General features: G+C 39.0%; 13 protein-coding genes. 10 read left to right on the forward strand and 3 right to left on the reverse strand.

Annotated features, from left to right (window positions below; genetic code table 11):
* Positions 1-27 precede the first annotated feature (27 nt).
* Both modA and NSU02_RS10180 read left to right on the forward strand, forming a co-directional pair.
* Positions 28-822 (forward strand): molybdate ABC transporter substrate-binding protein, encoded by a 795-nt coding sequence (gene modA, locus NSU02_RS10175; protein WP_339195756.1) that lies wholly within the window; start codon positions 28-30, stop codon positions 820-822.
* A 327-nt stretch (positions 823-1,149) separates the two neighbouring features.
* Entirely contained in the window at positions 1,150-1,662 is a 513-nt protein-coding gene (locus tag NSU02_RS10180; protein WP_094245830.1) for a rubrerythrin, read from the forward strand.
* 160 nt (positions 1,663-1,822) lie between these two features.
* Here the strand turns inward: NSU02_RS10180 and NSU02_RS10185 are convergent, their stop codons facing one another.
* Both NSU02_RS10185 and NSU02_RS10190 read right to left on the reverse strand, forming a co-directional pair.
* Positions 1,823-2,680 carry an oxidoreductase gene (locus NSU02_RS10185; protein WP_339192821.1) on the reverse strand — a complete coding sequence of 286 codons (858 nt, stop codon included), beginning with the start codon at positions 2,678-2,680 and terminating at the stop codon, positions 1,823-1,825.
* Between the two features lie 266 nt (positions 2,681-2,946).
* A complete protein-coding gene (locus NSU02_RS10190; protein WP_063388324.1) occupies positions 2,947-3,858 on the reverse strand; it encodes a DUF5655 domain-containing protein in 912 nt (303 codons plus the stop codon).
* 705 nt (positions 3,859-4,563) lie between these two features.
* Between NSU02_RS10190 and NSU02_RS10195 the strand changes: the two genes are divergently transcribed.
* From NSU02_RS10195 to arsC, 5 genes are all read left to right on the forward strand, one after another.
* Entirely contained in the window at positions 4,564-4,728 is a 165-nt protein-coding gene (locus tag NSU02_RS10195) for a DJ-1/PfpI family protein (RefSeq protein WP_339192822.1), read from the forward strand.
* Between the two features lie 408 nt (positions 4,729-5,136).
* Positions 5,137-6,015: an IS982-like element ISGth1 family transposase gene (locus tag NSU02_RS10200; RefSeq protein ID WP_339192823.1), complete on the forward strand. Its 879-nt coding sequence runs from the start codon at positions 5,137-5,139 to the stop codon at positions 6,013-6,015.
* 216 nt (positions 6,016-6,231) lie between these two features.
* On the forward strand, positions 6,232-6,579 hold the full coding sequence (locus NSU02_RS10205) for a metalloregulator ArsR/SmtB family transcription factor (RefSeq protein ID WP_339192824.1): 348 nt from the start codon (positions 6,232-6,234) through the stop codon (positions 6,577-6,579).
* Positions 6,580-6,605: 26 nt separating this feature from the next.
* Positions 6,606-7,667, forward strand: a complete 1,062-nt coding sequence (gene arsB / locus NSU02_RS10210; protein ID WP_339192825.1) for an ACR3 family arsenite efflux transporter — start codon at positions 6,606-6,608, stop codon at positions 7,665-7,667.
* Between the two features lie 19 nt (positions 7,668-7,686).
* Complete coding sequence (gene arsC, locus NSU02_RS10215) at positions 7,687-8,109, forward strand: arsenate reductase (thioredoxin) (RefSeq protein WP_339192826.1); 423 nt, start codon at positions 7,687-7,689, stop codon at positions 8,107-8,109.
* A 469-nt stretch (positions 8,110-8,578) separates the two neighbouring features.
* Here the strand turns inward: arsC and NSU02_RS10220 are convergent, their stop codons facing one another.
* Positions 8,579-10,030: a PLP-dependent aminotransferase family protein gene (locus NSU02_RS10220; RefSeq protein WP_339192827.1), complete on the reverse strand. Its 1,452-nt coding sequence runs from the start codon at positions 10,028-10,030 to the stop codon at positions 8,579-8,581.
* A 138-nt stretch (positions 10,031-10,168) separates the two neighbouring features.
* On the opposite strand from NSU02_RS10220, the gene NSU02_RS10225 reads away from it, so the two are divergent.
* The 3 genes from NSU02_RS10225 (at position 10,169) to NSU02_RS10235 (ending at position 12,818) form a co-directional block, all read left to right on the forward strand.
* Positions 10,169-10,795: a LysE/ArgO family amino acid transporter gene (locus NSU02_RS10225; RefSeq protein WP_130157708.1), complete on the forward strand. Its 627-nt coding sequence runs from the start codon at positions 10,169-10,171 to the stop codon at positions 10,793-10,795.
* 170 nt (positions 10,796-10,965) lie between these two features.
* The gene (locus NSU02_RS10230) at positions 10,966-12,108 is read left to right on the forward strand and encodes an aminotransferase class V-fold PLP-dependent enzyme (RefSeq protein WP_339192828.1); all 1,143 of its coding nucleotides are present in this window, start codon (positions 10,966-10,968) and stop codon (positions 12,106-12,108) included.
* A gap of 263 nt (positions 12,109-12,371) precedes the next feature.
* Positions 12,372-12,818, forward strand: coding sequence for a MarR family winged helix-turn-helix transcriptional regulator (locus NSU02_RS10235; protein WP_339192829.1), 447 nt, complete (start codon positions 12,372-12,374; stop codon positions 12,816-12,818).
* The last annotated feature ends 140 nt before the right edge of the window (positions 12,819-12,958 follow it).

Raw genomic sequence — 12,958 nt, forward strand, 5'->3', positions numbered from 1 at the left:
AGAGAAAGCATGAAGCATTCTATTCGCATGATCATGATCATGTTTTTGTGTGCTTCAATCTTTTTTATTTTTGGTTGTACAAACGAGGGAGAAAAACAGGAATCAAAGAAGACAGAGGATAAACAGACAGTACAATTAACCATCTCAGCAGCCGCAAGCTTACAAGATGCCTTAACGGAAATTCAGAAAAAGTATGAAAAAGAACATGAAAATATAAAAATTACATTTAACTTTGGAAGTTCTGGTGCATTGCAACAGCAAATCGAACAAGGAGCGCCGGTAGACCTATTTTTCTCGGCTGCTGAAAATAAGTTTCGTCCACTCGTAGACAAAGGATTGATTAACATAGAAGAGAGTAAAAACTTGCTAGGAAATGAAATCGTTTTAATCGTTCCGAAAGATAAAGCAGACACAGTAAAAGGATTTCAGTCTTTGGCAGACAGCGGTATTAAGCAATTTGCATTAGGAAATCCTGAAACTACTCCAGCAGGTCAATACGGGCAGCAAACTCTGACCAAGCTAAATCTTTGGCCAAAAGTAAAAGAGAAAGTCGTATACACAAAGGATGTGCGCCAAGTATTATCATATGTAGAAGCAAATACAGTGGACGCAGGAATTGTATTCAAAACTGATGCTCAAATATCTGATAAGGTAAAAATTGTCGAAATTGCAGACGCAAATATGCATGATCCTATTATTTATCCAGTTGGCATCATTAAGGACACAAAGCATAAAAAAGAGGCTGCCGATTTCTATCAGTACCTGCAGACAGAAGATTCGTTTCAAATTTTTGAAAAATTCGGATTTAAGATTTTGAAATAAGCGGGCTTCATTACTTTAAAAACAAAAAATCATAAACATCGATATATCAACGTTTCTAAAACATTAATGGGGGCGTCAATAAGCCGTATAAACGACTTATAAGACACCCCCAAAGCTCCTCAAGAACAACACTGTCATATTTTGGAGCACGAGGACTATGAGATGATAAGACCTTACATCGTTATTAGGTAATTGATTATGGTTTGTCAAAAACTTTTAGTAAAGGGCCCCTGCTAATCGACTTTCAAAAAAATAACCATGCACAACTCATGAAAGCAGCCCATAAAGTATATTATCATTCTAATGGATAATCGGGAGGAATCTATATTGAGTTATACATTTCCGGGAGGTCAACCGCAGGGGAAGCCCATCTTTATCACAAGTAAAATCAGGGAAGCGATGGTCGCTGAGTTAACCGCAATTAATGATTATAATTACCATATTGCAAATTCCAACATGGAAGAAGTCAATAGGGTTTGGAGAATGATCATGCTGGATGAAAAAAAACATTACGGAATGTTTCTAACCCTCTTGCGCAAATACGATCCTGTACAATATCAAACCTATCTCTACTATCAAAACACTCATTTGGATGTAAAGGAACCAATGCAGACCTATAGACCCAATTATGATAAACAATTGATATTAAATCTTGTCAGAAGTGATCTTAAAGGAGAACTAGAGACAGCCGTACTTTATGATCAATATGCAGCTGAAATCTCTATCCCGGATGTTAGTCATGTTTTCTCTGTCATTAGCCGTGATGAGAAATTCCATGCAGAACATTTAACGAAGCTCTTGATAAGTTATGATCCTGATCCCTACAATGGTCTGAAATAAAACTGAACTAAGCCCTTAAACGGTGAATTCCCTCCTTACTCAAGGGGAATGTGTCATCTAGTGAAGTGACAAAAAATATCATCAAACTATAATTTTACTGAACCGTAAACTCTGACTCTTCACCTCTATATTTTTGAACTAATGTCCCAGCATCACGATTCTATCTCTCCCACAGCCGCTTCATCACCATCCGCTCCCACCACTTCCACGGCAATATATTTTTCAAGACCATTCCTAATTTCACGCCTTTGCCAACCGGATACCGCAATTTCGGATAAGGAGACTTTGCCACGTGTACAATCTGTTGGATCACTTCATACGGAGAGGGTGCCGTGTCAGCAACATGGTTGACATATTTCAAAATTTTCTCCATCTCTTTAACATAAGGAGAATCCGGATTGACCGATACCGCATCCAGCCCTTTTGACCAGATTTCCGTTTTATAGGATCCCGGTTCAATTAAAACGACATGAACACCGTACGGCAGCATCTCTAAACGCAAAGACTCGCTGAATCCTTCCACCGCAAACTTGGATGCCACATAAGGTCCCATAGAAGGGAATCCGATTCGTCCGCTAATACTGCTTATATTCACAACCTTGCCGCTTCTGCGTGCCCTCATCGACGGCAAAACAGCTTTTGTTACTGCCACCAAACCGAAAAAATTCGTTTCGAATTGCCTCTGCCATTCTTCAACAGCAAGCTCCTCCGTAAACCCTCCCGCTGCATACCCCGCGTTGTTTACCAACAGATCAATTTGGCCGTAATCTTCAATCACATTCTGAATTACAGTTTCCGCTGCTGAAAAATCGGTTACATCTAGTTGGATAATCTCAATCCGGTCTGTTACACCTGCTTCTTTGGCTGCCGCTTCCAGTCGTCCTCTCTTATCCAAATCTCTCATTGAAGCCAGCACGCGGTAGCCTTCGCGGGCAAGCGCTACACTTGTTAGCAATCCAAAGCCGCTTGAAGCTCCTGTAACAAACGCAACAGGTTGTTTCTTTAAAGTTTGATTCACAAGATTCCCTCCAGCTATTCATATTCTAACACTGCCTTTTTGCCAAATATATGTAGAGCATCATCACTGCTTTCGTTCGCAAATTCCTTCAAAAATCTGCTCCACCTAGATGTTTTGACAATTCCTGTCTCTTCTTAATAAACACTTTTTATTGGAATTGTATCATGGAAATAATGAGATAAAATAAATCCTGCCTTCTTTACAGAGGATTGGTTAAAAATATTTAATTATTAAAAATCGCCAAGTATAATAATTACCGGCGATTTTTAACTTCTATCATAGCTCATATGAATAAGTCGCTTTGCCTTTTCAAAATCTTCATCATTATAAATACTGACTTCTAAATCCCCTGTTCCGATATGACCGATATTTCGAACATCACGGCTAAATCCTGGCTCGAGTTCAATTTCATCTGGATTCACTTTTAAAAATAAGACGATTTTTTCTGTCTGAGGATGCACTTCTAAGCAGACAAAATTTTTAATGCGCTTAAAGGCTATGTAGTATTTTAATACAGCCATTTGTACATCATCGCCTAGTGCCATAATATATGCTTTTATTGCTTCAAACCGGTCTTTTAATTCTGTACTGGATTGTTCCAGATATTCGGAGACTGTCTTATATCCGGGCTTCGATGAATTAATATGGTTTTCAACTTCCAGTAATGGTTGTGCAGTTGTTGCATTTACTAAATCGAGCAAAAGAAATCCATCTTTATAAAACTTATACTGGTACAACTCAATGTTCCGATTAATTTGTTGAACAGCATGTTCGTCATATTTTGTGAATCCACCCGCAATACATAATAAGCGCGGATTCGTCCAATCAATTGCGTCAGCCAAGTTATTGCCGTATTTGCGCATTACCATAAGAGTGAATTCTGCTTTATGATCCAACAGCCAGTCCAGATAATATAATCCTTGGTTAATGACATTTTCATTGACAGCTCGTTTATATTCGATAATAACTGGAGAGTTATTTTCATCAATACCTAATGTATCGATTCTGCCGCCATGTGTCTTGCCAGTAGAATATTCTGATGCTAAAAACCGTACACCTAAAAATGTTTCAAGATTACGCTCAATAAGGGTTTGCAGCGATTTTTCAATTGTCAGAGATGTGCCTTCCAATTCACTTACATGTTCTCCATTTATACGAAATAATTTAATATCACCCATGAAACTACTCCTTCTTTTATTGTGCATCTAAAACTACGATTACAATAAATGAATAATGATAGTATACAATAAGCGTTGATATTTATGAGACATATTAGTCAATCTATGTAAAGAATACGGAAGAACGTAACAAAAGACCCCAATTCAATTTTAATAATGTTCCACTCGTTCGGAAATATGTTTGCAAAATTATTTTGGCTCTTGGAAATACTAGAGAAACCAATCAATACATTCATTACAAAGACTGCTTGATTATTAACTCATGAAATGTTTATTACCCTTTACAAGAAAGGAAATCATGTTGCAAATTGCAACACCAAAGAAGAAAAAAAGTAAAACTGTTAATCGCTTTTACTCAAGTGTCGTTATTAAACTATGAAAAAATTGGGGAATTTTAACGTTTTATTTTTCCTCATAATCAATTGTATTTATATCCATTACCAGTATAATGTATAAAAATGTAGTCAAGAGGTGATATCAGTAAATCAAATCATCAAAATAGTTCTGCGAGATCGAAAGCATGTTGAAGCATATGTACGTACGGAACAAAAGATGGTCGAGGACAATCGATATGAAAGTGCAGATTTTTGCAATTCAAGCCGTGTAAACTAAGTTGTCCAGGGCGGGACATTATTTGCTATCAGATCCAGTTTCAAAAATCAACAGCTGCTTGAATGGATTTTAAATTTTTACAAGTCTGGCGGCATGGTCGCATCGGTATGTTCAGGTGCACTATTGTTGGCAGAAGCAGGTCTATTATCCGGCAAAAAGGCAACTACACATTCATTTGCGATTGAATACATGAAATCTAATTATATGGACATTGAAGTAGTTCAAATGTCCGATTTTTGGATGAAGGCAATATTCTAACTTCTGCTGGAGTGTCAGCTGGAATCGATATGTCTTTATACATTGTAGCAAAATTACTGGGAGAAACAGTAGGACGTACAACAGCAGCTACAGAAGAATATCCATACTGGTCTGAAAATATTGGGGGAGCTGGTCGGAAGTTTTAGTAAAGTTGAGCATCACTTGACTGTAACTTGATTTTCATGCAGGCGAAACAGCGAAAATTTCTGTTTCGCGTAAAGTTATTTGCACTGACTTTAAAAATTTCTTTCATACTTTCGGGTCAATTATAAGATTATGTTAAAAATCATCGTTGATTTATATAAGTACCCGTGGTGCTAGATAAAATCAGACAAGCATAAAAATAGCCCTTGCATGAGGATCTCCTTAAAATGAAAGTGCGACCAAACATTTAAAAGGAGAATTCACATGCAAGAGCACTTTCATTTTACAACAGATCGAGCCAAACTTCAAAAACAATATGTATCGATTTTGTGTTTTGTATCAGCTCAACTATCGAGTATCCAGATTTATCTTCAACGTCGAAATCTTCATTTGTTGAAACAGAAGGACGAGGTCATCATCGCCGTCCATGTCCTTGGAAAGTTGTTAGGCTTCACTTCCGAACGGGCTTGGCACCGGTTTGTGATCGGGAATTTGTTTTCCAAGGACTTGTTCCCTGAACGTTCTCGATACAACCGTCGCTGCCGAGCGCTTGGCTTTGCGATCAAGTGGATGCGGCACCAGCTGGCCAAGCGTGGACAACACCATGCGTATGCGGTCGTGGACAGTTTGCCGATCGAGCTGTGTCATTCATCCCGAATGTATCGCGCCAAACGGTTTCGTGGAATTGCGGATATTGGCTATTGTGCTTCGAAAAAGATCGCTTTCTATGGGTTGAAACTTCATCTGCAGGTCACCGACCAAGGGCTTCCGATGGGATATGTCGTCACTGAAGCGTCTTGTCACGATCGGGTGGCCGCTGAAACCGTCATGACGCAAATTCCACATCCATATAACCTAGGTGACAAAGGGTACATCAGCCAAAAACTGCAAAAGAAGCTGTACGAAGAGCATCGAGTCGCTTTTTGGACGCCCGTTCGAAAAAATCAGCGAATTCTCCAATCCGACGCATGGAAACAGTGGATGAAACGAAAACGCAAAGTGATTGAAACCGTGTTTTCGATTTTAGTCGATTCGTATCGGATCACCGAGATTCGAGCGAACTCGGTTTCTGGATTTGAAACGGCACTGGATGGTATTTTACTGGCTTACTCCCTTGTTGTTCTTGGGCTAGTTGAGCGTTAAGACTCAACTAGCACCACGGGTTTATATAAGTATATTGTTATATACTTATTAATGTTAAGGAAATGATACTACTAAACAACATTTATGTCTCGGAGATGAAAAACAGCAATTTATCGTGTTGAAATGATTCTAAAGCAATTTAGGAGTTTTATCTTTCTTTTTCATTTATATATAAGCAAATAATTATATAACTATACAAGTATAGGAGGTTTTTCGATGCAAAAAGCAGTGGAGGAAATAGAAAAAGCAGCACACATTTTAAAGCTACTTGGTGATAAAACACGTTTAACGATTATGGCCATTTTAAAGAAACGCGAGTGTTGCGTCTGTGAGCTTCTAGAGGTATTTGATATGAGTCAGCCGGCTATTAGTCAGCATCTTCGCAAGTTAAAAGATGCAGGATTAGTAAAAGAGGATAAGAGGGGACAGTGGATTTATTATTCCCTCAATCTAGAAAATGAGTTATATGATTTCATTCAAGAAATTCTGCAGCACATTCCAGATCAAACAGAGAATATTCGTAAGATTGAGGAAACCAACCCTGCGCTTCGTTGCGGTTGTTAATCTACTAATTAAATGGGGAGGAAAAAATGAGTAATACGGGAAAAAAACGGCTATCGTTTTTGGATCGATACTTAACGCTTTGGATTTTCCTAGCTATGGCAGCAGGAATTGGCTTTGGATCTGTCTTTCCGGGCTTTGTAGACGCAATAAACAGTTTACAGGCAGGAACCACATCGATTCCAATTGCCATTGGTTTAATTTTCATGATGTATCCTCCGTTAGCAAAAGTTCGCTACGAGGAGATGGGACGCGTCTTTAAAGACATAAAAGTATTGGTTTTGTCCCTTGTACAAAATTGGATTATTGGACCAATATTGATGTTTGTATTGGCGATTGTATTTTTGCCGGATAAGCCGGAATACATGGTCGGACTCATCCTAATCGGTCTGGCACGTTGTATTGCGATGGTGATCGTCTGGAATGATTTAGCGAAAGGAGACAGAGAGTACGCAGCTGGGCTTGTAGCGTTTAACTCTGTATTCCAAGTGCTATTTTACTCTGTTTATGCGTATGTGTTTGTAACAATCATTCCAGAATGGTTAGGACTAGAAGGTGCTGTCGTTCATATTACAATGACGGAAGTCGCCAAGTCGGTGTTCATTTACTTAGGAATTCCGTTTCTTGGCGGAATGGTGACGCGCTTTTTGTTGGTAAAAGCAAAGGGCAGACAATGGTATGAAAAAGTATTCATTCCAAAAATCAGCCCGATTACATTGATTTCTTTATTGTTTACGATTATCGTCATGTTCTCTTTAAAAGGAGACGCTATCGTAAGTTTGCCGTTGGATGTAGTGAGAGTCGCCATTCCATTGTTCATTTACTTTGTATTGATGTTTTTCGTTTCCTTCTTCTTGGGGAAGAAATTTGGAGCGAGCTACCCTGTCACCACCACACTTGCCTTTACAGCCGGCAGCAATAACTTTGAGTTAGCGATTGCTGTAGCTGTTGGCGTGTTTGGGATCCATTCTGGTGCAGCATTTGCAGCTGTCATTGGACCACTTGTGGAAGTGCCTGTCATGATTGCATTGGTCAACGTAGCATTATGGTTTAAACGAAAATACTTTAAAACCGAATCAGTATCATACTAACAACAAAGGTGGAATGAACATGAAAGACAAAAAGACGATTTACTTCTTATGCACTGGCAACTCTTGCCGCAGCCAAATGGCAGAAGGATGGGCAAAAAAATATCTTGGCGACGAGTGGGAAGTGTACAGCGCCGGTATCGAAGCTCGCGGATTAAATCCAAACGCGGTAAAAGTCATGAAAGAAGTAGGAATTGATATTTCGAACCAAACATCGGATATCATTGATCCGGAAATTTTAAATAAAGCGGATTTGGTCGTAACATTATGCGGTCACGCCGCAGACCATTGCCCGGTAACACCTCCGCACGTGAAACGCGTACATTGGGGATTCGATGATCCTGCGAAGGCAGAGGGGACAGAAGAAGAAAAATGGGCTGTTTTCATGCGTGTTCGCGATGAGATTGGTGAAAGAATTAAACGTTTTGCTGAGACTGGTGAATAACTTCCTTCAGTCCCTCCATATCAATAACAAAAAGAGCCTGGAGAACTTTCTCGGGCTCTTCGTGTTTTTTAGGAGAAGAATTAGACAATTAACGAAAAAGTCATATAGCATTGGCTGTTGCAAGACAATATCAACATTAAGATTAATAGATTTGCTGCAATGGGGCAGATTTTAGGGAGAAAAATAGATATTTAATTTAGGTAAAAGTTTTAAGGGATTTATAGTACGATTTGAGGCTTCAATTATTACATTTTTTGAAACACCGCCCGATTTCTAACATTATTTTATTTTGGTTATGTGTAGTTTAAGTGGGGCTTGAAAGAATAAAATCGAGAAAGCTTCCGATGCAAGCATCGATTCACAATCGCCTGAATGTGGGACCTATTCAAGTTTCGATATTGGCTGTTTTATACGAGATGTTGATGTATGCGATGGATTCAACTACCGCTATGGAACGCACGTTAAAGAGTTAGGTGATTAGCTGCCGGATGACTTTCGAAAGACGGAACATTCCTTTCTCCAAGTCAGCTAAAGAAGCGTAGGAATAAGAAAGGCGAAGGTACTGGGCTGCATGCTTATCATAGACATTTCCTGGATTTAATAGAAGTCCATGCACTAATGCTTTTTCAAAAAGTTCCCGTATGGAGATTGAAGGCAATATGCGCAGCCATATATAAAAACCGCCTCTAGGAACAGTCCAGGTCGCAATATCGGAAAAATACCTCTGTAATAAATCAATCATGATCTCTCTTCGAACCTTCAATTCTTTTCTGACCTCTTCCAAATGTTGATGATAGAGCCCGCTTGCTAGCCATTCCGCAACTGCCCATTGAGACAAGGAACTGGATCCGTAATCGGTTTGCATTTTAATATCCGCCAATCGCTCAATAACAGGCTTCGGTCCGACTATCCAGCCGATTCTCAGACCGGGACTCAATGTTTTCGACATGCTCCCAAGATATAAAACAAGCCCATTTTTATCGATGGCTTTCAATGGTGGGGGAGGCGGTGAATCGAGCCAGAGTTCCCGGTATACGTCATCCTCAATAATCGGCAGCCGCTCCTTTTCGCATACATCGATCAGTTTTCTCCGTCTTTCTTCGGACATCAAAATTCCTGTTGGATTATGAAAGGACGGAATTGTATAAAGCAATGAAGCATTTTGCCGCTTTTTTTGTTCCGAAATCTTATTTGCTTGAATTCCATGCTCATCTAAAGGAAGTCCAAATAATCGCATTTCGGCAGATTGAAATACATGCAGGGAATACAGGTACGATGGTTTTTCCAGAAAGATCGTAGCACCTCGCCGCAATAGACCTATTGATATCAATTGCAATGCCTGCAGAGCTCCTGACACAATCAAAATGGAAGAAGGGGAAGCTTCAATCCCGATGGTTTTCAAATATCTACTGAGCTGTTCCCTGAGAAAAAGCAGCCCTTTCGGTTCCTCGTAGCCAAGTGAATCAATGTGTCCCGTCAGCTTTTCAAATACTTGTTTCATCATCTCACGTGGAAATAAATCTGGAGAAAGCTCTCCTGTTCCTAAACGGATGATATTTGAATCAAACTCTGCTTTATTGATTTCCTGTATCGTAGGCAAATTAGGATAATAACTCCCCGCTTGCACATAGGAATTCCAGTCTGGGAGAGGAGTAGAGGTCATCAAAGACCAAGAATTGTTAATAATCTTGGTACCGCCTCCTCTTTTTCCTTCCAGCAATCCATCAGCAATCAATTCTTCCATAGCCGCCACGATCGTACTGCGGTTCACTCCGAATGCTTTGGCCAATGTGCGTTGAGGAGGGATTTTTGTCCCTAAAGTCCATTCTCCTGTTTCAATCTTTTCTTTAATATATTCTTTGATCTGGATATAAAGGGGAACTGGAGTCGATTTGTCTGGCTTCCAATCTAATTCATTCATGAAAAAATACTCTCCCTTTACAATCATATGAGTCGATTATACAACTTGGTTGGTATTGAATCCATCCAATTGGTTGGAGACAATAATCGATTTCCGAGTAAAATTGTATTCATATGCTATACAATAGGAGGGATTGGATTGGCGGAAGCCTTTATTCACGGACTTATTCTTGCATTTGGACTTATTCTTCCTCTTGGCGTCCAAAACGTTTTTATTTTTCATCAAGGAGCTCTTCAGAAACACTTTATTCATGCGCTCCCAGCCGTTTTAACTGCATCACTATGTGATACACTTTTAATCATCCTTGCTGTTTTCGGAGTATCTATTATGGTCTTGGGTTCTTTTTTGATCAAAACGATTATGCTGTGCTTAGGGATTTTATTTTTGTTATACATGGGGTGGAGCACTTGGAAAAGTACCCCTTCTGCTGTTAAAGAGAATAACGGAAAAACAGCTAAGGAAACTTTTACACCATTCAAACAAGTTGTGTTTTCAGCATCGGTCTCGCTGCTCAATCCACATGCGATCATGGATACGATTGGAGTGATCGGAACGAGTTCACTTCAATACAATGAAGGGGAAAAAGCAGCTTTTGCACTTGCCTGTATTCTAGTTTCCTGGATCTGGTTTGCGGGGCTGGCTTTGGCAGGGCGGAGAATAGGGGATCTAGATCAATCTGGACGTTTGATGAATGCTTTTAACAAAATTTCCGCGCTCGTCATGTGGGGAGCAGCGATTTATATTGGATTCACACTGGCAAAATAAAAACAGGAGTTTACAGTAGAGGTTTCATTACTCCAAATAGTAAACTCTTGTAAGTCTATGAAACAGGATAATAAACTAAAAGAAAAAACCCAGTTGCTGATTACTATAATAATCGGGAGACCAATAACTAGGAGAAAATTTTTTTGCGGAGTTGAAGGGAGGAGATAGGATTGAAACACCCGTATGCTCATTATCGTTCTTTATTTCCTGTTTTAGCATCGAAAATCCATCTGGCGAGCTGTTCGCAAGGAGCCATTTCAAAAACTGTGTCCGAATCGATTGAAGCGTATATGAATAGTTTGCTAACGGCGGGGGTTAATTGGAATCAAGCAATAAAAGTAGTTGAACAGGCAAAATACCGTTTTGCAAAATTAATCGGTGCTGAACCTAATGAAATTGCTGTATTATGCTCGGTCTCTGACATTTTTTCTGCTATCGCCTCTTCACTTTCTTTTGAAAAAGGGAAAAATATCATTGTGACGACAGATATGGACTTTCCAACCGCCGGTCATGTATGGCTCGCTCAGGAGAAATTTGGAGCAAAGGTCAGATTTATTCCTTCTCAACAAGGAGTCATTCCTTTAGAATATTATGAACGTTATGTAACGTCTGACACACTTGTCACATCCATTTCCCATGTCTGTTATTACAACGGTTTTAAACAAGATCTCAAAGCGATTGCAGACATTGTTCATCGTAAAGGTTCACTTCTTTTTGTTGATGCATATCAATCTGCTGGACAGGTGCCTATTGATGTAAAGAAAATGGATATCGACATATTGGCAGCAGGAACAAGGAAATACTTGTTAGGTATTCCGGGAATATCCTTCCTATACATAAAAGCTGAATTGGCAGAGAAATGGAAGCCGCGCGTCACAGGATGGTTTGGTCAGGAGGATCATTCGAAATTCAATGTTCATCAAATTATACCAGCAGCTGGAACACGTCGTTTTGAGACTGGAACGCCTTCTTTTATAAGCGCTTATGCAGCAGCTGCCGCTATTCGTTTACTTCTTGAAATAGGAGTGGAGAATATATCTTCTTATTTAAACCTATTAGCTCAATTCGCATTAGATTATGGACAAGAAAAAGGATTACACACTGTTACTCCTTTATCGGCTCACAAAAGAGGCGGCATAACTGCTTTTTATGTAAAAAATGCTGGGCAAATAGAATCGATCTTGAAAGAGAGAAATATCATTGTTTCTGCTAGAAACGACGTCATCCGAATCGCTCCTCATTTTTACAATACGCAGGATGATATTCGGCAAGCAATTGACGAGCTAACAACTGTTTTAACAGCGAATAAATAAGCAGCACAGGTCTAGGTACTGAAAGACTCGAAACTTTTTCATGGTTCCAATAACAATATATGAGTGGTTTAAAGCGGACAAAAGATTTGTGTGAATAGTCTATTTTTAACTCTGTAGTGCAAAATTCAGCTAGTTTCATAACTAATGTCTTAACAGTTTTTTTCGGCTCCATTCAACGATCTGATGGAGCCTCAGTTTATTATTAAAAATGATTATTTGCAAATTGCAAATAATATAGTATAAATAAATATAGAGGTGAAAAAATGGAAAACGTTAGAGAGCTTTTTCAAGTGATGACACGTCGTTTTGGATTGCTGAATAAAAATTGCTGTTCTATTGATCGTGTTGATATTTCTCTTGTTCAAAGTCATATTCTATATGAAATTGATAAAAGAGAATACCCTTCTATGCAACAAGTGGCCGAAGTATTGGGAATGGATATTACGACGTTCAGCAGACAGATTCAAAATTTGGTCAAAATGGGTTTAGTAAAAAAAACGCCGCTCCCTGAAGATCGAAGAGTATACACGTTATCTCTAACCAACGAGGGAAAATTTATAGCAACAACTATCGATCGAGAAATCAGACAATATTTAGAAGAGGTATTTTCACACATGACGGAATTCGAGAAAGAAACAGTAATTCGTTCGATTAAATTGTTGAATGAGTGCATGGTAAAATCGAGCGTATGTTGCAAACCATTATTTTAAGGCAAGCTATCTTGGCTTGCCAATTCGTTAAACTTATATTTGCATTTTGCAAATAAAATAAAAGAGATAAGATTCTTCAAAATTTTCTTTCTATTTCATTGGAATGAACTCTTTTATTTTTAGTATTTTGATTGTTATTC

The organism is Aeribacillus sp. FSL W8-0870, from assembly GCF_037963755.1.
In the GTDB taxonomy this organism is placed as follows: Bacteria; Bacillota; Bacilli; order Bacillales; family Aeribacillaceae; genus Aeribacillus; species Aeribacillus composti.